The organism is Nocardiopsis listeri (assembly GCF_020741345.1).
GTDB lineage: Bacteria > Actinomycetota > Actinomycetes > Streptosporangiales > Streptosporangiaceae > Nocardiopsis > Nocardiopsis listeri_A.
Genome location: NZ_DYZD01000175.1, coordinates 1 through 21,438, shown reverse-complemented (window position 1 = coordinate 21,438; position 21,438 = coordinate 1). Strand labels below are relative to the sequence as shown.

Below are 21,438 nucleotides of genomic sequence, written 5' to 3'. Positions count from 1 at the left end.
GACCCCGACGTCCCCCGCGGACTCAACAAGGTCACCCAGACCTCCTAGGGTTCCCAGGCTCCGGTCCGCCCACGCGCCCGGAGCCGCCTTCCCGGTCGACAGGAAAGACCCGGACGAGCGCGTGGGCGCGGCCCCCTCGGGGAACCGCGCCCACGCGCTCGATCTCTGTCCGGGAACTATCGGCTACTTGGCCGAAGCGTCCCCGTGGCACTTCTTGAACTTCTTACCGGAGCCGCAGGGGCAGGGCGAGTTGCGTGCGGTGCCCGCGTACTCGTCGTTGACCTCGCTGTGCCGTTCGACGGTGCCGTCCTCGCTGGGGGCCGAGTACTGCAGCCGGCCGGGCCGGTCCTCGCCGAAGCCCGGGACCACGACGTCCTCGACCGGGGCCTCGGTGTCGGGGGCCTCCGCCTCGGCGGCCTCCTCGTCCTCCTCCACCGCGGTGGCGACGGCGGTCGCGCTCGCGGTCCCGCCGACCGTCGCGGCGGTCTGCGCGGCGGCGGTGGCGGTGAGGCTCGGCTCGGCCTTCTTCTGCACCTGGACCTCGACGTTGAAGAGGAAGCCGACCGACTCCTCCTTGATGGCCTCCAGCATCTGCTGGAACATGTCGAAGCCCTCGCGCTGGAACTCGATCAGCGGGTTGCGCTGAGCCATGGCGCGCAGGCCGATGCCCTCTTGGAGGTAGTCCATCTCGTAGAGGTGCTCACGCCACTTGCGGTCCATCACCTGGAGGATGACGCGGCGCTCGACCTCGCGCATGGCCTCCTCGCCCAGCTCGGCCTCACGGGCCTCGTAGGCGGCCTTGGCGTCCTCGACCACCCTGTCGGCGATGAGCTCGTTGGTCAGCGTGTTGACATCACCGTTCTCCTCGACGAACTCGTCGACGGTGAAGCTGATCGGGTAGACCTGCTTGAACGCCCGCCAGAGCTTGTCGAGGTCCCACTCGTCGGCGTCGCCGCGGGCGGTCTCCTCGGCGACGTAACCGCGGAGCACCTCCTCCAGCATCTCGATGACCTGCGCGCGAAGGTCCTGGCCTTCCAGGACCTTGCGACGCTCGGCGTAGATCACCTTGCGCTGGCGGTTGAGGACCTCGTCGTACTTCAGGACGTTCTTGCGGATCTCGAAGTTCTGTGACTCGACCTGGCCCTGGGCGGAGGCGATCGCCTTGCTCACCATGCCGGACTCGATCGGCTGGTCGTCCGGGATGTTCAGCTGGTTCATGAACACCTCCAGACGGCTGGAGTTGAACAGACGCAGCAGGTCGTCCTGGAGGGACAGGTAGAAGCGGGACATACCCGGGTCGCCCTGACGTCCGGAACGACCACGGAGCTGGTTGTCGATCCGGCGCGACTCGTGGCGTTCGGTGCCCAGCACGTACAGACCGCCGGCCTCGACGACCTTCTCGTGCTCGTCCTCGAACTCGGCCTTGGCCTTCTCCAAGGCCTCCGGCCAGGCCTCCTCGTACTCCTGCGGGGTCTCCAGCGGGCTCAGGCCACGGTTTTGGAGCTCCTCGTCGGCGAGGAAGTCGGGGTTGCCACCGAGCATGATGTCGGTACCGCGACCGGCCATGTTCGTGGCGACGGTGACGCTGCCGAGCTTGCCGGCGCGGGCGATGATCGCGGCCTCACGGGCGTGGTTCTTGGCGTTGAGGACCTCGTGCGGGACACCCTCGCGCTTGAGCATCCGGGACAGCAGCTCGGACTTCTCCACGCTGGTGGTACCGACGAGGACGGGCTGACCGGCCTCGTGACGCTCGGCGATGTCCTCGGCCAGGGCCTGGAACTTGGCGTCCTCGTGCTTGTAGACGACGTCCTTGACGTCCTCGCGGATCATCGGCTTGTTGGTGGGGATGGGCACCACGCCGACGCCGTAGGTCTGGGTGAACTCCGCCGCCTCGGTCTGGGCGGTACCGGTCATGCCGGCGAGCTTCTCGTAGAGGCGGAAGTAGTTCTGGAGCGTGACCTTGGCGAGAGTCTGGTTCTCGTCCTTGATCTTGACGCGCTCCTTGGCCTCGATGGCCTGGTGCATGCCCTCGTTGTAGCGACGTCCCGCCAGAACACGGCCGGTGAACTCGTCGACGATGAGCACCTCACCGTCCTTGACGATGTACTCCTTGTCCTTGCGGTACAACTCCTTGGCCTTGAGGGAGTTGTTGAGGAAGCTGATCAGCGGGGTGTTGACGGCCTCGTAGAGGTTGTCGATGCCCAGCCAGTCCTCGACCTTGGCCACACCGGACTCGGTGATGCCGACGGTGCGCTTCTTCTCGTCGACCTCGTAGTCCTCCTCGGCCTTCAGGCGAGGAGCGATCTTGGCGAACTCGGAGTACCAACGGGAGTTCTGCTCGGAGGGACCGCTGATGATGAGCGGGGTCCGCGCCTCGTCGATGAGGATGGAGTCGACCTCGTCGACCAGGGCGAAGTAGTGCTCGCGCTGAACGGTGTCCTTGAGCGACAGCGCCATGTTGTCGCGCAGGTAGTCGAAGCCGAACTCGTTGTTGGTGCCGTAGGTGATGTCGGCCTGGTAGGCCTTGCGGCGCGCGGCCGCGCTCATCTGCGGTCCGATGACGTCGACCTCGAGCCCGAGGAACTGGAAGATGCGGCCCAGGTTCTGGGCGTCGCGTCGGGCCAGGTAGTCGTTGGTCGTGATGACGTGTGCGCCCTTGCCCGCCAAGGCGTTGAGGTACACCGCGAGGCTTCCGGTCAGGGTCTTGCCCTCACCGGTCTTCATCTCTGCGATGTTGCCCAGGTGCAGAGCGGCCGCGCCCATGATCTGAACGTCGAAGGGCCGTTGGCCCAGGGTGCGCTTGGCCGCCTCGCGAACCGTCGCGAAGGCCTCGGGGAGCAGGTCGTCCAGGGACTCCCCGTCCTCGTAGCGTTCCTTGTACTCCTGGGTCAGGGCGCGCAGCTCGTCATCACTCAGATCGACGAAATCATCCTCGAGGAGGTTGACCTGATCCTTGTACTTATTGAGCCGGCGCAGGATCTTTCCTTCACCCGCGCGCAGGAGCTTGTCGAGTATGCCTGGCACTTCCTATGCGCTCCTCGCAGATCGCGGTCGTCTCCACCTCATGTGGAGGGTCAGATCTTGGCCCGCTGACCGCACTTGTTTCGTGTGGGAGGTCAGGGGAGAACCCTGGGTCCTCGGGCCTACATCCTAGAGGACCCCGACCCTCTCCCCGTCCTACCGACAAACGATTCGAACGGGGGTGGATGTTCCCGCCATTTTGATGATGTTCGTGCAGACTCGCGTATTTCTTCGGGTAGTGCAATGGGTGCAGGGTGTTCCGAACGCGGGTTCGTGCCCGCACGTTCCTCGCGAAGGCACCCGGCCGGAAAGGCACTACCGAGGGAGGAGCCATGCCGGGCCGCAGGAAGCACGAAGGGGCCACCGCGCGGGATTTCCAGAGCGAGCGCCCACCGGGACCTCGAACCCCGGCCGACGCGATCGAGTCCGTGGTCGAGAACCCGCACGGGAGGCGCTCCCGCCCCGCCGAGGAGGACGACCCCGCACTCGCCTGGGAACGACACCATCCCAGTGACGACGAGCAAAGGCGCCGGGGGCGCATCCGAGGGTTCCAACGCCAGGGCGGCGCGCTGGCACCGAGCAACGGCCACCGCGGCAGCGCGGCCTCATGGATCGTCGTGGCGCTCGCCTGCGTGGGGTTCGCCCTCGGGGGTCTGGCCATCGTCCTCGGCGGTTCCCTGTGGCTGTTGGTGGCGGGCGGTCTGTTGATGCTGGCCGCGCTGGTGGTGGCGGTGTCCTGCGACATCCTCTCCGATGTGGTGCTGGACCCGCCGCGCGTGGAGTCGGAGGAACCCCACCAGACACCGTTGCACCGCATCAAGCAGGCCACCGAGGAGGAACGACCCGACGGTTCCAAGGGCATCGAGGGTTCCGAAGGCTAGTTCCCGCCGCTTCGAAGGTCCGGTGGAGGGGGACACCGCCGGACCTTCGCTCAGGAACGCGGCGGGTCCGGACGGACCCGCCGCGACCGCTACGTCCTCACCCCCGGTTTCGTCGGATCCGAGAGCGAGGCCGGAATTCTTCTAGTCGACCAGCCGCAGGACTCCGTAGTTGAAGCCCTTCCGGCGGTAGACGACGCTCGGGGTGTCCTTGACCTCGTCGTGGAAGAGGTAGAAGTCGTGGCCGATCAGCTCCATCTCCATCAACGCCTGGTCGATACTCATCGGCTTGGCCCGGTGGAACTTCTCCCGCACGATCACGGGAGCGTCCCCCTGGGTGTCGAGTTCGACGAACTCGTCGGAGAAGCGGCCGTCGACCTCGACGCCGTCGATCTCCTCGTCCCCGCTGCGCCGGGCAGGGGGCGCCGTTCCACCGACCGGGGCGAGTGAGGGCAGGTCTCCTGGGAGGTCGGCGGTCGCGGCCGCCACGGAGACGGGAGTGCGGTTGCCGCGGTGGACCTTGCGGCGGTCCGCGGACTTGCGAAGACGGGCCTCGATCTTGTCGAGGGCGAGGTCGAGGGCACCGTGACGGTCCACGGACGCGGCCTCGCTCCTGATGACCGGGCCATCGGAGTGGATGGTCAGTTCAACCCGCTCGCGGACGTCGGCGAGCTTGGGGTTGCGCTCCTGGGACACCTCCACATCGACGCTCATGCCCTTGCGCTCCCACTTGGAGAGCCTGTCGAGCTTGGTCTCGACATGCTGTCGGAACTTCTCACTCACACCGGTGCGTCGACCCTTGACGATGATGTCCATAGGACCCCCTTCATCGCATGGCCGTCGTGAAGGCGACGGCCAGGCTGGTTCTACTCCCTCCCCGGGTAGGGAGGGGTGTGACGCGTTGGCCCCCTTCCGTCGGTGTCACGAGCCGGCGTACGGCCCGCTTGAAAGTGCGTATACCCATCAGGGACAGGGTCATCACCCGCCCCATGGACATGATTGCCCGGGGCCGGTGAGCTGCGAATAAGGACCTTCCCCAGGTTTGGGACATGTCCGGGCGAATCGCCTGAATCGGCCATGGGAATCCGCGGCGGAAAGAGCACGCGGCCCCCGGTGAAGGACCTGAAGTGAACGTCGGTACGGTCGGTACGAAGGACGTCGGAAACGACGGGGCCCACGCGCTCGCGGGACGCCGCGAGGATCGAGAGGAGGCCGTCCCGGCTCTGGGAACGGCAGGGGGCCCACGTCCACGGGATCTTCACCCCGGACACGTCGGACCCCCGCACGTCGGCATGCCACCCGTCCGGCCGACCTGGTCTTCGTCCCCACATCCGCCTGCTGAGAGTGTCGCCGCTCTTGATCGCGACTACTGCTCTTCTCCCTGTCATGAGGGACATCGGGACCCTCCGCGGGGCAGGACTTACCTCTAAGGCGCACCGTGATCGGTCGACGAAAAGTCGCCTTACGTGGGCCGTTTCGCCTGCGCCTGGCATCGGCTTGCCGGAGGAGCTCCCCGGTGTTCCCGGAGGCTCAGAGATTCCGACGCAACCACGGACCCGGACGGGTGCCATACCTGGACCGTAACCTGTCCAGGCCCGTATGTCAGGTGGCGAACGGACCCTCGCCACGCCGATCGAGCCCGCAAAGCCTTACAGAAAGGCATCTTTCACCTGTTCAGGAGGGTTTGTAAAACCTTGGCCTCCGGACATTACCCGGGTCCGAGGTCGACGACTCCGACGAGCGTCCCCGTTCCGCCAACACGACCGCGCCCAGGACCCGGGCGCCCTCCGTCCGCAGGGCGCGGGCCGCCTCCGTGAGCGTCGCCCCGGTGGTGAGGACGTCGTCCACGACCACCACCGGTCGGCCGGCCAGTTCGACCCGTCCACCGTGTTCGAGCCGCGTGTGCGGGCGGGCCGCGAACACCCCCGTCCGGTTGGTCAGACGTTGCGCCCGCCCCAGACCCACTTGAGGTCCGACCGGGTGCCGGTACTCGAGGACGGGCGCCGTTCCGGCCGCCCCGCGGGGGCCCGCGCCGCGGACGCACTCCCGTGCCAGTCGCGCCACCCGACCGCTGCCCGCCCCGGTCCCCCAGCGGCCCGGAACCGGAACGAGCAGCACGTCCGGCCCGGCGCGGCCCGAGGCCCACAGTGTCCTGGCGAGCCTCTCCCCCAGCACACCGGCCAGCCGCCCGTCACCGTGCTCCTTGTAGGCGAGCAGGACCCGACGTTCCCGCCCCGCGTGCCCGCCCGCGGCCCAGGTCGGTGGGCAGCCCTTCCGTGGAACGCAGGGGCGCGGCCTCCGGGCGAGCAACGTCCGGCAGTCGGGGCACAGGGGGCCCTGGGGGGCCGAGCAGCCCGCGCAGCGCTGTGGCAGGAGCAGGTCGAGGAGTGCGGTGAGCAGGGCCGACAGGTGGCGCGCGAGCCCGGACGACAGGGCCGGGAGCCACCCCCGTGAGGGTGCGCCGTCTTGGTCCATGCCCTCAAGGGTGCGGGACCGGGGACCACTCCACCAGTGCCGATTTCGAACCTGTGGACGACTCCGCGCCCACCACCCGCGGTTTCGGGCGGCGTGGAGTGGGCGGTCGCACGAGTCTCCCCGAAATCGGCGCCACGCGGGGTCGAGCGAGTCCACCGGCCCCGTTCTTCGGCCCGTGGACGACCGCGTGCCCGCCGTCGTCGGGCCGGGCCCGTTCGTCTGTTCGGCGGATCAGCCCGGGAAGGTGGGCGCTCCGCCCTCGACGACGTTCTGCCAGTTCAGCGGGTCGTTGGAGGCCCAGATGTTGCCGTCGTCGGAACCGGCGAGCAGGGGCTGTCCGGGCGCTCCGGAGATGGTGACCATGCCCGCGGCCGGGGTGCCCGCGCTGGCCGCGGGGGTGCCGCCGTCCAGCGCCACCAGCATCGCCTGGTGCGTACCACCGTCCCTGCTGCCCAGCACCACCAGCTGGTCGCTGGAGCGCCAGGCGACCGCGGTGACGTCCTCCAGCCCCTGGGCGAGCGTGATGAACTCGCCCACGGAGACCTGACCGTCCTGGTCCTCGACCACCCGGCCGACCTTGAGCGCCCGTTCGCCGTCCTGTTCGGTGATGACCACCGCGCGCGCACCGTCCCGGGAGATCCGGAAACTCACCAGGGAGTGGTCGCGCAACCCGCTCACCTGGGCGCGGACGACCTCGTCACCGTCACGGAGCATCCACAGGGTGCTGTCGCCCGGTTCGGGGGGTTCCTCGGCGCCCGAACCACTGAGGTTCGGGTCCCCTTCGGGCTCCCGATCCGTGTCCTCCTCGTCGTCCTCGCTCTCTTCGTCCTCGTCCCGGGTCTCCTCCACCACCCAGAGGTTGTTGTCGATGTCCCAGGACAGGTCGGTGAACAGGCCCTCGTCGAGGACCTCCTGGGTCTGGGCGCCCGGGCTGGCGAGGCTGGTGACGACCTCGCTCCCGCCGAGGGTGATGCCGGCGATCGTGCTCTGGTCGAGCGAGACCGCGAACCGATCCAGCTGCAGGTCACCGCGGCCGAGCGGGCCGGGGACCGGTTCGGCGTCGCCGAAGTTCTCGGCGGTCCAGTCGGAGGCCGACCACAGCTGCCCCGCGTGTGCGTAGTAGCCGCGGATGTCGGAGGAGGTCGCGCCGGGGCTCACCCTGGCCCACAGGTCGCTGCCGGGGCGCGGCCGGTCGGCGCTCTCCCCGTCGGAATCGGGGAAGGCGACCTCCTCTCCGTTGACCTTGAGGGTGAACTCCTGGACCTCGGGCAATTGGCGCAGCGTCCAGGCGATCTGGGCCGCCATGTCGTACTCGTCGATCTCGGCGACGCCGCTGACGTCGATCACCGCGTGTTGGGAGTCGACCTCCAGCCGGGTGGTGGCCTCTTCCGGGAACGCGGAGGACACCGCGGGCGCGAGCCAGTCGGTGGGGCCGGCCATGAGCTTGCGGAGCAGGCGTTCGGCCGGCTGGTCCGGGCTCACGGGCAGGTAGACCGGGTCGGGTACCAGGGCCGTGCGCTCGGCGTTGAAGTAGTAGAGGTTGAACGGCCGATGGGTGCGTTCGATGTCGAGCGCGCTCAGCAGCAGTTCGTCGGGCAGGTCCTGGATCCGCCATTCGCCCTCGGGGTCGCCGTTCTCCCTGGCCAGGGTGAACATCTCCTCCAGGAGGGTGGCCGAGGACTGAGTGGGGACGTACTTGCCGCTCTCGTCGATGGTCGCCACCAGGTTGCTGCGCACCAGGACGCGGGCGGTGAGACCGTCGTTGCTGATCTCGGCGTCGAAGTCGGCGGCGTCGAGGTCGTTGAACACGCTCACACCGCCGTCGGGGGACCACGTCCGGGCGGTCTCGGGCAGCATGTAGCTGCGCGCCGCCTTGTGGTCCTCCTCGAAGCTGCCCATGTCCTTGAGGAACCCGTCGACCAGGCCCTCGGGTGCCACACCGGGCTGCGGTCCGGCCGGCAGCAGCCGCACGTAGCCGTCATAGGGGTCGCCGGAGACGTCGCCGCCCTCGCCGGGGACCACCGGGCCGGTCATGGGGACGGTGGCGCACGCCGCGAGGGCCACGCAGGCGAGCGCGGCGGCTCCGAGGCTCCGCGCGCTCCGGGACAGCCGCCGCCGGGCCGATACGCCCGGGTAGGGCGCCCGCGGGAGCGACGCGACCGTTCGTGCCTTCTGGCTCACGGGGCCTCCTCGTCTTCGGTGCCACCGCGCATCTTGGCGGACGTTTCACCCAGGGAGGTGAAGTTGTTACGGCCCAAGGCGATCTCCGGCGGCACCAGCGGCAGCGGAGAACCGCGCAGCTCGGCACCGGAGCGTCGGGGCAGGGACAACCGGAACTGGGAGCCCTGGCCGGGCATGCCCCACGCCTGGAGCCAACCACCGTGCAGGGTGGCGTCCTCCTTTGCGATGGGCAGGCCGAGCCCGGTGCCTCCGGTGGTGCGCACCCGGGAGTAGTCGGCCCGCCAGAAGCGGTCGAAGCACAGGTGCTCCTCCCCCTCCTTGAGGCCCACACCGTAGTCGCGAACGGCCACGGCGATGGCGTCACGGTCGCCGGCGGCGGCGACCACGACGTCACGCCCCTCGCTGTGCTCGATGGCGTTGACCACCAGGTTGCGCAGGATGCGGTTGATGCGTCGGGTGTCGAACTCGGCGATGCAGGGTTCGGCGGGCAGTCGCAGGATCACCTTGATGCCCCGGCGTTCGGCGATCTGCTCGGCGTCGCCGACCGCCTTCATCACCGAGTCGCGGATGTCGGAGGACTCGATGCCCAGGGTGGCCGCGCCCGCGTCGTGCCGGCTGATCTCCAACAGGTCCGAGAGCAGTTCCTCGAAGCGTTCCACCTGGCTCTGGAGGAGTTCCACGGAACGTCGGTGGGAGCCGTCGAGCGCCTCTCGATCGTCGAAGAGCAGGTCACCGGCCATACGGATGGTGGTGAGCGGGGTGCGCAGTTCGTGCGAGACGTCGGAGACGAACTGCCGCTGCACCTTGGACAGCTCCTCCAGCTCCTGGATCTTCTCCTGGAGGTTGCCCGCCATGTCGTTGAAGGACATCGAGAGCCGGGCGATGTCGTCCTCGCCCCGCACGGTCATGCGTTCGGCGAGGTCGCCCGAGGCGAGCCGTTCGGCCGACTGCGCGGCGGATCGGACCGGGGTGACCACCATGCGGGTGACCATGAACGCGATGAACCCGAGGAGGACCACGAGCAGGGCACCGACGAGCGCTACCGTGTTCTGGACCAGGTCCAGGATCTCCTGCTCGTGCTGGAGCGGGAACACGTAGTAGAGCTCGTAGGCGTGGGTGAGCTGGGCGCCCACGACCAGCGCGGGTTCGACGGAACCGTCCTCGGTCTCGATCCGCGTGTACGTGTGGTACTGCTGATCGGGCACTTCGGAGTGGCGGACCTGCTCGACCAGGCGCTCGGGCACGCTCTCGTTGACGGTGTCCTCGTCGACGGTCGCCCAGCCGCGTTCGTCGCTGACCGAGGGCAGCACGATGACGCCGTACAGCCCGGTCTCACCGCTGCGGCTGGTCAGCTCGCGCGCGATGTTGTTGAGCAGGCGGTCGCGGTCGCTGGTCTCGTTCTCCTGCAGCTCCGCCACGGCGTAGCTGAGGCCGGCCCGGTGGTCGTTGACCGCCGCGTTCACCTTGGCCTCCAACAATCCGCCGCGGACCTCGGAGATGAGCACGTAGCTCAGTCCCACCAGGACCAGCAGGGACAGGACCAGGGTCGTGCTGATGACCCGCAGGTACAGCGAACGGCGCCAGTTGGTGTGCACCCCGCGCACCAGTGCGCGCGCGGCGCGCTGGGCGAGGAGGTAGGCACGGGTCAGGCCCGAGTTGGACTCGCTCGGGGCGTCCTCGGAGGCGGGCAGCCCTGAGGAGGGGACCGGCCGTTCCCCTTCGGGGTCGGCCTGTCGCCCCTCCTCGGGTTCGGACACGGTCATGGTGATCTCGGTCGGATCAGGCGGTACCGGCCTTGTAGCCGACACCGCGTACGGTCACGACGACCTCGGGGTGCTCGGGGTCCTTCTCGATCTTGGCGCGCAGACGCTGCACGTGCACATTGACCAGGCGCGTGTCGGCGGCGTGTCGGTAGCCCCAGACCTGTTCGAGCAGCACCTCACGGGTGAACACCTGACGCGGCTTGCGGGCCAGGGCCACCAGCAGGTCGAACTCGAGCGGGGTGAGGCTGATCTGCTCGCCGTCGCGGCGCACGGCGTGCCCGGCGACGTCGATGTTGATGTCGCCGATCTGCAGGACCTCGGGAGCCGGCTCCTCGGTGCGGCGCAGACGCACGCGTACGCGGGCCACCAGTTCCTTGGGTTTGAAGGGCTTGACGATGTAGTCGTCGGCCCCCGACTCAAGGCCCAGCACCACGTCGACGGTGTCGCTCTTGGCCGTGAGCATGACGATGGGCACCCCGGACTCGGCGCGGATCTGACGGCACACGTCGATGCCGTCGGCCCCGGGAAGCATCAGGTCGAGGAGGACCAGGTCGGGCTTGGTCTCGCGGAAGGCCTCCAGGGCCTTGTCCCCGTCGTGGACGAACGAGGGCTCGAACCCCTCACCCCGCAGTACGATCCCCAGCATCTCGGCGAGGGCGAGGTCATCGTCGACAACCAGTACACGTCCCTTCATCGGTGTGTCCGGCGCCGTCGGGCCGGCGTCGCTTTGGGCGACGCGGGGTTTTCGGCGCCTACTCCTCTCTCCTGGAACACTCAAGCGGCGTCAGTGGTTCGGTTCCCGTGATCCTCTGTTCGGGGTCGGCGGGAACCGCGTTACGTCTTCTCCAACCTTGCCGGCTATGGACACGGTGGGAAGAGCGGTCAACGGTGTTGGGCCCTTTTGGACTGCTTTCGACCACCGGCGGTGTCGCCCCTGGCAAGGAAGACCTGAAGGCTACGTGACTTGGCCGGTTGGTAACAGAAAGCATACAAAAGGAATGAAGTGCGTCGGTTGTCATGGGACACACTCCGACGCCACTGAAGAGCGGTGGAACCGACCGGTAGGTTGGTTTCCGACAGATCAGAATTGGCGCGAATACGCTCGCGCAGAGTAACCGAACCTCACGGAGGGCGGAACGGATGAGCCAGGAGGACGGCCACCGGGACACGTCCGGGGAGAGCCCGGACGGCACCGAGGAACAGCGGTCGCCCGGCTCCGGGAGCTCCGGCGGGTCCGAGCGGCCGACCCCGGGTTCCCCTGACCCGAGCCCCACCACCCCCGGGTGGGCCGCTCCGGGACAGGGGGCGACGCCTCCCGCGGAAGGGGCCGGCGGACCCGGCTTCGCACCACCCGCACAGCCCGGATACGGAGAACAACCCTCCTACGGGCCACCGCCCGGGCATGGAGAGGCTCCCCCCTACGGACAGCCCTCCTACGGTCCCCCACCCGGCAACGGCCCACAGGCCGGGTACGGGCACGGATACGGATACGGGCGCCCCGCCGCCCCCAAGCCCGGTGTGGTGGCGCTGCGCCCCATGAGCCTGGGTGACATCTTCAACGGGGCGTTCAGCTACGTCCGCAACAATCCGAAGACCACCATGGGGTTGGCCCTCGTCGTCATGGCGGTGGCGACCATCCTCAGCTCGGTCGCCTCGACGCTCTTCCTGAACGACTACACCACGTTCCTGGACGAGGTCATGGCCGATCCGTTGGCGGTCGACCCGGACGCGCCGCTCTTCCCGTTCTCTCCGCTGGTCATGGGGCTCATGTACCTCGGTGAGCTGATCGTCTACCTGGGCGCGGCGATCCTGCTCGGCCTCCTGGCCGCGGTCGCGGGCATGGCGGTCCTGGGCCACAGGCTCACCCCGAAGCAGGCGTGGGAGGCCGCCCGTGGCCGGATCGGCGCCATCCTCGGTCTCTCCCTGTTGAGGTTGCTCATCGGGTTCGCCATGGGCCTGCTGTTCTTCCTCGCGATGTTCGTCGCGATCCTCGTCGGCGTCATGGTCGGTTACTCCTCCGGTGGCGGGGCCGGGGTGGCCGTCGGCCTGTTGGTCGGCCTGCTCGGAGCGGTCCTGGTCATCGCGCCCGCGGTCTGGATCTGGATCCGGCTGTACTTCGCCATGCCGATGGTCGTGTTGGAGCGGGTGGGCCCCTTCCAGGCCATGGCGCGTTCCTGGCGCCTCTCGCGGGGCAGTTGGTGGCGCACCCTGGGCTACTGGCTCCTGACCGGGCTCATCGTCATGGTGGTGCAGATGATCCTGAGCACCCCCGTGAGCATGGTCACCGGGATCATCGGCGTGACCGCGCCCGACGCCGCCTGGCCCATGGTCCTCGCCGGCGCGATCACCTACCTGCTCACCGTGCTGATCTACGCGGTCACCCAACCGTTCGTGGCCGGGGTGAACACCCTGCTCTACGTCGACCTGCGGATGCGCCGTGAGGGGCTCGACCTGAAGCTGCACCAGGCCGCCCAACGGGGCGAGTCGAGCGGCCCGGAGATCTACCTGCCGGAGCCGCGCGCGTGAGGCCGGCGACGATCGCGCCCTTGGAGGTGACCCGGGACGAGGGTCGACGCCGTGCCATCGAGGAACTCTCCGACCCTCTCTACGGCGAGCACGAACCCTCGATCATCGATCGCTTCCTGGCCTGGCTGGAGGAGTGGGTCGACTCCCTGCTCACCGCCGGTGAGGGGTTCCTGCCCGGCCAGGTGTGGGCCGCCCTGCTCCTGCTCATCGTGGCGATCGCCGTGATCGTGCTGATCGTGTACCTGCGTCCGAGACGCAACCGCCGTCTCGACGCCCTCGTCCACGAGGGGACCGTCCGTTCGGCGGCCGACCATCGCGCCACGGCCGAGCGAGACGAGACCGCCGGCGAGTTCGCCCGGGCGGTCATCGAACGGCTGCGCGCCATCAGTGTGGACCTGGAGGACCGGACCATCATCGCTCCCCGGGCCGGTCGCACCGCCACCGAGCTCGCGGCCGAGGCCGCCGGCGTACTGCCCGGAGAGGCCGAGGGGCTGCGCGAGGGCGCCCGTATCTTCAACGACGTGGTCTACGGCGACCGTGTCGCCACCGCGGATTCCGCCCGCACCCTGCGCGAACTGGACGTTCGGCTCAGCGCGGCCCGTCCGGTGGTCACCGGGGGCGAGACCGTGGAGGAGGCGCGATGACGGCGACCGCTCCGGCCGCCCCCGAGGCCACGACCCGGGAGGGCCGCCCCCTACCCGAGCACGACTCCGGCCTCCGACGACTGTGGCGCTCGGTACGTGTCCCCGCGGCCCTGTTCTCCGCCCTGCTCCTAGTGGGGGTCCTGCTGTCCCTGGGAGGCGAACAGTTCCCCTCCGGCCACCTCGAACCGGACAGCCCCCAACCCGGTGGGGCGCGGGCCTTCGCCCGGCTCCTGGGCCAGGACTCCGACGTCACCGTGGCCCGTGACTCCGCGTCTGCGGCGCGGGCCGTGGAACGCGCGGGTGAGGACACCGTGCTACTGGTGTTCCTCGACCACCGGCTGCTGCCCGAGGAGGTGGACACGCTCGCCGAACTGGCCACGGACACCGTGCTCGTACAGCCCTCCCTGCGTTCCCTGGAGGCGTTCGCACCGGGCACCGACGTGACCGGGCGGGCCGACGACGGGGATTCCCTCGAACCGGAATGCGCACTGCCCGCCGCCGCCTCAGCGGGGTCCGCCGAGGTCGCCGGCGAACTGTACTCGGCGGACGAGGGCGTGGTCGCCCAGGGCTGCTACCCGTCCGACGGCGGGTCCGCGCTGATCAGGGCGGACTCTCCACACGGGGGCACCACCACCGTGGTCGGCACCGGAACCTTCCTGTCCAACCGCGACCTGGACGCCGACGGCAACGCAGCGCTGGCGCTGAACCTGGCGTCGGCGGAGAACGTCGTGTGGCTGCGCCCGGACGTACCCGAGGAGGCCGGCGGCTCCGACATCGTCGACCTGCTCCCGGCCGGACTGCTGTGGTCCGTGGTGCCCCTCGCGCTGACGTTGCTGCTGCTCGCCCTGTGGCGAGGCCGGCGGATGGGCGCCCTGGTCCACGAGTCGCTGCCCGTCGTGGTGCGCGCCTCGGAGACCACCGAGGGGCGGGCCGGGCTGTACCGGTCGCGCAACGCGCGGGATCGGGTGGTGGCCGCGCTGCGGAACGGTTTCCTCGAACGTTCGGTGCCCAAGCTGGGGCTGAACGCCGACTCCGAACCACGGACCGTGGTGGCGACGCTGGCCTCGCGCACCGGGGACGACCCACGTCACCTGGAACAACTGTTGTACCCGGGGCCGAACGACCCGTACGTGGCCGATGACGGCGCCATGCTCGGGCTCGGCGAAGCGTTGGACGAGCTCACCCGGAAACTGCGGTGAACTGCGACGCCGGGCGACGCACCGAAGGACCGGGATCGAAGGGTCGCGCCTTCCCCCACAGACCAGAACCGACAAGGGATCGAGAGAGGTAGACGGCACGTGAGCGCGTTCACACCCGAGGCACTGCCCTCCGCCGACGAGGCGCGGGCGGCACTGACCGACCTGCGCCGTGAGGTGGCCAAGGCGGTCGTGGGCCAGGACGAGACGGTGACCGGGCTGGTCGTGGCACTGCTGTGCCGGGGCCATGTCCTGTTGGAGGGCGTGCCCGGTGTCGCCAAGACACTGCTCGTGCGCACGGTCTCCGCCGCCCTGTCCCTGGACAACAAGCGGGTCCAGTTCACCCCCGACCTGATGCCCGGCGACGTGACCGGGTCGCTCGTCTACGACCAGCACACCGCGAAGTTCGAGTTCATGAAGGGCCCGGTCTTCACCAACCTGCTGCTGGCCGACGAGATCAACCGGACCCCGCCCAAGACCCAGGCCTCCCTGCTGGAGGCGATGGAGGAACGGCAGGTCACCGTGGAGGGCGCCCCGGTGGCGCTGCCGGATCCGTTCATGGTGGCGGCCACCCAGAACCCCGTGGAGTACGAGGGCACCTACCCTCTGCCCGAGGCGCAACTGGACCGGTTCCTGCTCAAGGTGACGATCCCGCTGCCCGAACGCAACGCGGAGATCGACATGTTGGGCAGGCACGCCGCCGGGTTCGACCCGGGCGACCTGGCCGCCGCCGGTGTGACCGCGGTCGCCGGGGCGGCCGAACTGCAGGCGGCCCGCAACGCCGTCGCGCAGGTGCGTGTGGCCCCTGAGGTCCTCGGTTACATCGTGGACCTGTGCCGGGCCACCCGTTTCTCACCGTCCCTGCAATTGGGCGCCTCCCCTCGTGGCGCCACCGCGCTGCTGCGCACCAGCCGGGCCTGGGCCTGGCTGTCGGGACGTGACTACGTGACCCCGGACGACGTCAAGGCCCTGGCCAAGGGCACCCTGCGGCACCGGATCGGGCTGCGCCCGGAGGCCGAACTGGAGGGCGCCACCACGGATGGGATCCTGGACGGCGTTCTCGCCTCCGTCCCGGTGCCGCGCTGATGGTGGTCACCGGCCGGGCCGTGCTCCTGGCGTTCCTCGCCACGTGCGCGGTGGCGATCTCCGGTCAGATCGGTGGGACCGTCACCTACGTCGCCGTGGGTCTGGTGGTGCTGCTCGTCGTACTGGACGTGGCGTTGGCGACCTCCCCTCGCCTGATGCGGCTGTCCCGGGAAGGCGACACCTCGTTGCGCCTGGGCGACTCCGCTTCGGTCTCGGTCCTGGTGAGCAACCCGACCGGGCGCCGTCTGCGCGGTTCGGTGCGCGACGCCTGGCCGCCCAGCTCGCACAGCGCGCCCAAGGCGCAGCCGCTTCGCGTGGACGCGGGTGAACGACGTCGGGTCACGACCACTCTCACCCCGACCCGCCGCGGCGACGCCCGTTCCGCCGGGGTCACCGTGCGCAGCATCGGTCCTTTGGGGCTCGCCGGACGTCAGCGCACCCTCCGGTCGCTCTGGGTGGTGCGGACACTGCCGCCGTTCCACAGCCGCAGGCACCTTCCGGGCAAGCTGTCCCGGCTGCGCGAACTGGAGGGCCGGCACACCGCGATGGTGCGCGGCCAGGGCAGTGAGTTCGACTCCCTGCGCGACTACGTGCCGGGGGACGACGTCCGGTCCATCGACTGGCGTGCCACCGCCCGCAACGACGGTGTGGTGGTGCGGACCTGGCGACCCGAACGCGACCGACGCATCCTCATCGTGCTGGACACCGGACGCACCTCCGCCGGACGCGTGGGCGACACCCCGCGGCTGGACCACGCCATGGACGCTGCCCTGCTGCTCACCGCGCTGGCCGGCAAGGCGGGCGACCGGGTGGACTTCATGGCCTATGACCGGGCCGTCCGCGCACAGGTGAGGGCCTCGGGCAAGGGCAGCCAGGTGCATCGGGTGGTGGAGGCCATGGCGCCGCTGGAGGCCGAGCTGGTGGAGTCGGACCCGGCGGGGTTGGTCGGCACGGTCCTCTCCCAGGGCCGCAGTCGCCGGTTGGTGGTGTTGTTGACCGACCTCAACGCGACCGCCCTCGAAGAGGGTCTGCTGCCACGACTGCCGCTGTTGTCCTCGCACCACCTGTTGCTGGTGGCGGGGATCAAGGACCCGAAGGTGGAGGAGATGGCGACCGAACGGGGCAGCGCCGACGCCCTGTACCGGGCTGCCTCGGCCGAACGCACCATGAGCGAGCGACACCGGATCAGCGCCGAACTGCGCCGGATGGGCGCCGAGGTGGTCGACGCCGACCCCGAGCGCATCGCCCCGGCCCTGGCCGACGCCTACATCAACCTCAAGGCCCAGGGGCGGCTGTAACACCCAGGGGTCGAAAGGAGGCGCTCCCCTCACGGGAGCGCCTCCTTCGTGCGCTGTGAGGGGCTCTCCACGGTTCGGGGCCGACCGCATGGCGCAGAGCATGCCCGGGATCATCCGACATGCCGTGTCGAGTCGGCCCGAGAATTCCCCCAGCTCCCGGTCCACGGCACGCACCAGGATCGTCGTCTCCGTCTTGGCGGCTTCGAGGCAGCAGCTCACGGCCGCGCTGTAGCTGCTCTTGAACCAGCGGGGGGATTCACTCATGACCTCGATCCTGTCAGGAGGAGATCTCACCTAGCCGGCGACGGGGAGAGCGGCGGGGGCGTCCTCGATGTCACCGGTCTCCCCCGCCTCGTGGGCGCGCTTGCCGACGGTGAACACGTACAGGAAGAACAGCGCCTCGGCGACCACGCCGATGCCGATGGCGGTCCAGGTGTTGGTGATCCAGCCGGTCACCAGGCCCTCGATGAGTCCCGAGACGAACAGCACCAACACCAGCCCCAGGGCCACGCCGATGGCGGCGCGGGCCTCCTCGCCCAGGGCGCGCAATCGGGTGCGTTCACCCGGGGAGATCAGCGACCACCCGATCTTGAGGCCCACGCCCCCGGCGACGAACACCGCCGTGAGCTCCAGCAGACCGTGCGGGAGGATCAGCGCGAAGAAGACGTCACCGCGGCCGTGGGCGAACATCATGCCGCCGGCCATGCCCACGTTGATCGCGTTCATCAGCAGCACCCAGAGGGTCGGCAGGCCGAAGGCCACCCCGAAGATGATCGCCTGCGCCGCCACCCAGGCGTTGTTGGTCCACACCTGAGCGGCGAACGAACCCGCCGGGTTCTCCGTGTAGTAGTTCGCGAACTCGTACTCGACGTAGCGGGCGATGGACTCGGGGGTGCCCAGCGCGGCCAACACGTCCGGGTCGGCGGCCACCCACCACCCCGTGGTGGTCGCGACCGCCACGGTTGCGAGGGTGACCCCGATCCACCACCAGCGCAGCCGGTACAGCGTGGCCGGGAACCCTCGGGTGAAGAACCCGCCGACGTCGGCCCAGCCCGAGGAGTGCGCGCCCGTCACCGCCGACCGCGCCCGGGCCACCAGGGACGACAGCCGGCCCGAGAGCGCCGGGTCCTGCCCGGAGGTGCGCACCACCGACAGGTGTGTGGAGACCCTCTGGTAGAGCTCGACGAGTTCGTCGATCTCCTCGCCCGTGAGCGAACGGCGCCTGCGCACCAGTTCGTCCAGTCGGTCCCATTCCTGCGCGTGCACTGCGGAGAACACGTCGATATCCACGCATTGGACACTACTGGATCTTGACCGGGCCACCGTGCTCCCCCGCGACCGGCGCCGGCTCGGTCCGGGTAGTGTCGGTGGAACGGTTCCAGAACACCCGGCGAGGGAGCGTGTACAGGTGTCCTACCCCGGCGGCGATACCCGCGGTGACGTCTACGGTGTGACGCCGTTGGTCACGGGGGACGCGGTGGTGCTGGAGCTGCGCCCCGCGGGGTTCGCGACCCGGGCCGCCGCCCTGGCCATCGACGTCATCCTGCAGGTCGTCGCGCTGCTCGCGCTGGCCGTGGTGGTGATGTGGATCGGCGTCTCCGTGAACCCTGCGGCGACCGCGGCGATCTACCTGGGACTGACGATCCTCATCCTGGTCGGGTACCCGACCGCCTTCGAGACGCTCTCGCGCGGACGTTCCCTGGGCAAGATGGCACTGGGCCTGCGGGTGGTCGGCACCGACGGTTCGCCGGAACGGTTCCGTCAGGCTCTGGCCCGCGCGCTGAGCGGGGTCGTGGAGTTCTGGATGACCTCGGGCGTGGTCGCGCTGATCACCTCGATGATCAACCGGGAGGGCCGCCGCGTCGGTGACTTCGTGGCCGGGACCATGGTGGTGGAGGAGCGCTCGGCCTCGCACAGGCGACAGGAGGTCCCGATGCCGCCGCAGTTGGCCGGATGGGCCGCCGGGGCCGAACTCTCCGGGCTGTCCCCGGAGACCGCGGACTCCGCCCGCCAGTACGTACTGCGCTACGGCGAACTGGCCGAACACACCCGGCACGAGATGGGCGCGCAGTTGGCCGACACGGTCGCCGCTCAGGTCAGCCCGCCCCCGCCGCCGGGAACCACTCCCCCGGTCTTCCTCGCCGCGGTACTGGCCGAACGGCGCCGCCGCAGCCTGCACCAGATGACCGGTACGGACCCGAACTCGGCCGGATGGCGACAGTCGAACCCCTACCCCGCCGGCCCGCCGCGGCCGGGCCGCTACCCGCAGACCCCCGCGCCGTGGCGGTGGCCCGGTGGCGACCACGGTCAGGCCCCGCCCCACGACCCCGGACCACCGCGGTGAGTCAGGGACGCCAGGAGCTGAGGTAGGCCTCCTGTTCGGGCGTGAGGGTGTCGATCCCCACGCCCAGCGCCGCCAGTTCGAGTCGTGCGACCTCGTTGTCGATCTCCTCCGGAACCTCGATCACGCCCGGGGCCGGTTCCTCGTGGGCTCCGGCCAGCCACGCCGTGGTCAGTGCCTGCACGGCGAAGGACATGTCCATGACCGCGGCCGGGTGGCCCTCGGCGGCGCCGAGGTTGACCAGGCGCCCCTCCGACAGCAGCAGGACGCTGCGCCCGTCCTCGAACACGTACTCGTCGGCCTGTTCCCGCACGCCGTGGTTCACCCGCACCGCCAGTGACTCCAGGGCCGGCAGGTCGATCTCCAGGTCGAAGTGGCCCGAGTTGGCCAGGATCGCGCCGTCCCGCATCCGCTCCAGGTGCTCTCCTCTGATCACCTCACGGTTTCCGGTGGCGGTGACGAACACGTCGCCGACCGACGCGGCCTCGTCCATGCCGGCGACCGTGTAGCCCTGCATGACCGCGTCCAGGGCCTTGACCGGGTCGACCTCGGTGACGACCACGTTCGAACCCATGCCACGGAAGCGTTCGGCGAGCCCACGGCCGCAGTAGCCGTAGCCGGCCACGACCACGGTCCGACCGGCCAGCAGGGTGTTGGTGGCCCGCAGGATCCCGTCGACGGTGGACTGCCCGGTGCCGTAGCGGTTGTCGAACATCCGCTTGGTGCGGGTGTCGTTGACCGCCACCATCGGAAGCCGAAGCTCTCCGGCGGCGCTCATTCGACGCAGCCGGATCACGCCGGTGGTGGTCTGCTCACAGCCGCCCAGCACGCCTTCGAGCAGTTCGGGGCGGTGGATGTGGACCGTGTTCACCAGGTCGCAGCCGTCGTCCAGCAGCAGGTGCGGACGGGACTCCAGGACGGTGACCAGGTTGCGGTCGTAGGCGACGGTGTCCATCCCGGCCCAGGCGTGCACGCCCACCCCGTACTCCGCCACCAGCGCGGCGGCGGTGTCGTCCTGGGTGGACAGCGGGTTGGACGCGGCCAGCCACACCTGGGCGCCGCCCGCCCTCAGGGCGCGCAGCAGGTTGGCGGTCTCCGCGGTGACGTGCAGGCACGCCGCCACCCGCAGCCCTTCGAGGGGGCGTTCGGCGGCGAACCGTTCGCGGACGCTGCGCAGTACGGGCATGGAGCGTTCGGCCCAGGCCACGCGACGGACCCCGGCCTCCGAGAGGCCGAGGTCCGCTACCTCGTGTGAGGGCGTTGTCATCGCCGGCGGGCCATCAGTAGCGGTAGTGGTCCGGCTTGTACGGCCCGGACACGTCCACGCCGATGTAGGCGGCCTGCTCCTTGGTGAGCTCGGTCAGCCTGACGCCGAGCGCGTCCAGGTGGAGACGGGCGACCTTCTCGTCGAGGATCTTCGGCAGCGTGTACACGCCGATCGGGTACTCGTCGGTCTTGGTGAACAGCTCGATCTGCGCGATGACCTGGTTGGTGAAGCTGTTGGACATCACGAAGCTGGGGTGGCCGGTGGCGTTGCCCAGGTTGAGCAGGCGGCCCTCGGAGAGCACCAGGACGGACTTGCCGTCCTCGAAGGTCCACTCGTGGACCTGCGGCTTGATCTCCTTCTTCTTGATGCCCGGGATCTTCGCCAGGCCGGCCATGTCGATCTCGTTGTCGAAGTGGCCGACGTTGCCGACGATCGCCTGGTGCTTCATGCGCGCGATCTGGTCGGCCATGATCACGTTGAAGTTGCCGGTGGTGGTGATGAAGATGTCACCGGTGTCCAGCACGTCCTCCAGGGTGGCGACCTGGAAACCGTCCATGGCGGCCTGGAGGGCGTTGATCGGGTCGATCTCGGTGACGATGACGCGGGCGCCCTGTCCGCGCAGCGCGTCCGCGGAGCCCTTGCCGACGTCGCCGTAACCGCAGACCACGGCGACCTTGCCACCGATGAGGACGTCGGTGGCGCGCATGATGCCGTCCGGCAGCGAGTGGCGGATGCCGTACTTGTTGTCGAACTTGCTCTTGG

General features: G+C 69.5%; 16 protein-coding genes. 7 read left to right on the top strand and 9 right to left on the bottom strand.

All coding sequences use genetic code 11. The annotated features are described in order from the left end of the window. Positions 1-183: 183 nt before the first annotated feature. Positions 184-3,024, bottom strand: a complete 2,841-nt coding sequence (gene secA, locus K8V84_RS09725) for a preprotein translocase subunit SecA (RefSeq protein WP_304073282.1) — start codon at positions 3,022-3,024, stop codon at positions 184-186. A 329-nt stretch (positions 3,025-3,353) separates the two neighbouring features. Here secA and K8V84_RS09720 point away from each other — a divergent pair, with 329 nt between their 5' ends. Further along, the gene (locus tag K8V84_RS09720; RefSeq protein WP_304073279.1) at positions 3,354-3,902 is read left to right on the top strand and encodes a hypothetical protein; all 549 of its coding nucleotides are present in this window, start codon (positions 3,354-3,356) and stop codon (positions 3,900-3,902) included. 141 nt (positions 3,903-4,043) lie between these two features. Here the strand turns inward: K8V84_RS09720 and raiA are convergent, their stop codons facing one another. The 5 genes from raiA to mtrA form a co-directional block, all read right to left on the bottom strand. Then, entirely contained in the window at positions 4,044-4,715 is a 672-nt protein-coding gene (gene raiA / locus K8V84_RS09715; RefSeq protein WP_304073276.1) for a ribosome hibernation-promoting factor, HPF/YfiA family, read from the bottom strand. Positions 4,716-5,573: 858 nt separating this feature from the next. Beyond that, positions 5,574-6,374, bottom strand: coding sequence for a ComF family protein (locus K8V84_RS09710; protein WP_304073273.1), 801 nt, complete (start codon positions 6,372-6,374; stop codon positions 5,574-5,576). Positions 6,375-6,605: 231 nt separating this feature from the next. Continuing rightward, entirely contained in the window at positions 6,606-8,483 is a 1,878-nt protein-coding gene (locus K8V84_RS09705; protein ID WP_304073286.1) for an LpqB family beta-propeller domain-containing protein, read from the bottom strand. Positions 8,484-8,551: 68 nt separating this feature from the next. Next, the gene (gene mtrB, locus K8V84_RS09700) at positions 8,552-10,318 is read right to left on the bottom strand and encodes an MtrAB system histidine kinase MtrB (protein WP_304073271.1); all 1,767 of its coding nucleotides are present in this window, start codon (positions 10,316-10,318) and stop codon (positions 8,552-8,554) included. A 16-nt stretch (positions 10,319-10,334) separates the two neighbouring features. Further along, complete coding sequence (gene mtrA, locus K8V84_RS09695) at positions 10,335-11,012, bottom strand: MtrAB system response regulator MtrA (protein ID WP_067607333.1); 678 nt, start codon at positions 11,010-11,012, stop codon at positions 10,335-10,337. A 446-nt stretch (positions 11,013-11,458) separates the two neighbouring features. On the opposite strand from mtrA, the gene K8V84_RS09690 reads away from it, so the two are divergent. The 5 genes from K8V84_RS09690 to K8V84_RS09670 all read left to right on the top strand — a co-directional run bounded on the left by K8V84_RS09690 (position 11,459) and on the right by K8V84_RS09670 (position 17,068). Then, entirely contained in the window at positions 11,459-12,844 is a 1,386-nt protein-coding gene (locus tag K8V84_RS09690) for a glycerophosphoryl diester phosphodiesterase membrane domain-containing protein (protein ID WP_304073266.1), read from the top strand. Next, the gene (locus K8V84_RS09685) at positions 12,841-13,488 is read left to right on the top strand and encodes a DUF4129 domain-containing protein (protein WP_304073263.1); all 648 of its coding nucleotides are present in this window, start codon (positions 12,841-12,843) and stop codon (positions 13,486-13,488) included. Before K8V84_RS09690 ends, K8V84_RS09685 begins: the two co-directional genes overlap by 4 nt. Then, positions 13,485-14,687 carry a DUF4350 domain-containing protein gene (locus tag K8V84_RS09680; protein ID WP_304073260.1) on the top strand — a complete coding sequence of 401 codons (1,203 nt, stop codon included), beginning with the start codon at positions 13,485-13,487 and terminating at the stop codon, positions 14,685-14,687. The genes K8V84_RS09685 and K8V84_RS09680 overlap by 4 nt, the downstream gene beginning before the upstream one ends. Before the next feature lie 99 nt (positions 14,688-14,786). Further along, positions 14,787-15,770, top strand: coding sequence for a MoxR family ATPase (locus K8V84_RS09675; protein ID WP_304073257.1), 984 nt, complete (start codon positions 14,787-14,789; stop codon positions 15,768-15,770). After that, positions 15,770-17,068 carry a DUF58 domain-containing protein gene (locus K8V84_RS09670; RefSeq protein WP_304073255.1) on the top strand — a complete coding sequence of 433 codons (1,299 nt, stop codon included), beginning with the start codon at positions 15,770-15,772 and terminating at the stop codon, positions 17,066-17,068. The genes K8V84_RS09675 and K8V84_RS09670 overlap by 1 nt, the downstream gene beginning before the upstream one ends. Before the next feature lie 294 nt (positions 17,069-17,362). Here the strand turns inward: K8V84_RS09670 and K8V84_RS09665 are convergent, their stop codons facing one another. Next, positions 17,363-18,358, bottom strand: a complete 996-nt coding sequence (locus K8V84_RS09665; RefSeq protein WP_304073253.1) for a stage II sporulation protein M — start codon at positions 18,356-18,358, stop codon at positions 17,363-17,365. 118 nt (positions 18,359-18,476) lie between these two features. On the opposite strand from K8V84_RS09665, the gene K8V84_RS09660 reads away from it, so the two are divergent. Further along, complete coding sequence (locus K8V84_RS09660) at positions 18,477-19,412, top strand: RDD family protein (protein WP_304073250.1); 936 nt, start codon at positions 18,477-18,479, stop codon at positions 19,410-19,412. A 1-nt stretch (position 19,413) separates the two neighbouring features. Here K8V84_RS09660 and ahcY read toward each other — a convergent pair whose 3' ends face one another. Both ahcY and K8V84_RS09650 read right to left on the bottom strand, forming a co-directional pair. After that, positions 19,414-20,676, bottom strand: a complete 1,263-nt coding sequence (gene ahcY / locus K8V84_RS09655) for an adenosylhomocysteinase (RefSeq protein WP_304073248.1) — start codon at positions 20,674-20,676, stop codon at positions 19,414-19,416. Positions 20,677-20,689: 13 nt separating this feature from the next. Then, positions 20,690-21,438: adenosylhomocysteinase (locus tag K8V84_RS09650; RefSeq protein WP_304073244.1), on the bottom strand; the 749-nt coding region annotated here is incomplete at its 5' end.

Coding starts and splice junctions, on each gene's coding strand:
- K8V84_RS09720 (WP_304073279.1), top strand. CDS start 3,354: ATGCCGGGCCGCAGGAAGCACGAAGGGGCCACCGCGCGGGATTTCCAG.
- raiA (WP_304073276.1), bottom strand. CDS start 4,715: ATGGACATCATCGTCAAGGGTCGACGCACCGGTGTGAGTGAGAAGTTC.
- K8V84_RS09710 (WP_304073273.1), bottom strand. CDS start 6,374: ATGGACCAAGACGGCGCACCCTCACGGGGGTGGCTCCCGGCCCTGTCG.
- mtrB (WP_304073271.1), bottom strand. CDS start 10,318: ATGACCGTGTCCGAACCCGAGGAGGGGCGACAGGCCGACCCCGAAGGG.
- mtrA (WP_067607333.1), bottom strand. CDS start 11,012: ATGAAGGGACGTGTACTGGTTGTCGACGATGACCTCGCCCTCGCCGAG.
- K8V84_RS09690 (WP_304073266.1), top strand. CDS start 11,459: ATGAGCCAGGAGGACGGCCACCGGGACACGTCCGGGGAGAGCCCGGAC.
- K8V84_RS09680 (WP_304073260.1), top strand. CDS start 13,485: ATGACGGCGACCGCTCCGGCCGCCCCCGAGGCCACGACCCGGGAGGGC.
- K8V84_RS09670 (WP_304073255.1), top strand. CDS start 15,770: ATGGTGGTCACCGGCCGGGCCGTGCTCCTGGCGTTCCTCGCCACGTGC.
- ahcY (WP_304073248.1), bottom strand. CDS start 20,676: ATGACAACGCCCTCACACGAGGTAGCGGACCTCGGCCTCTCGGAGGCC.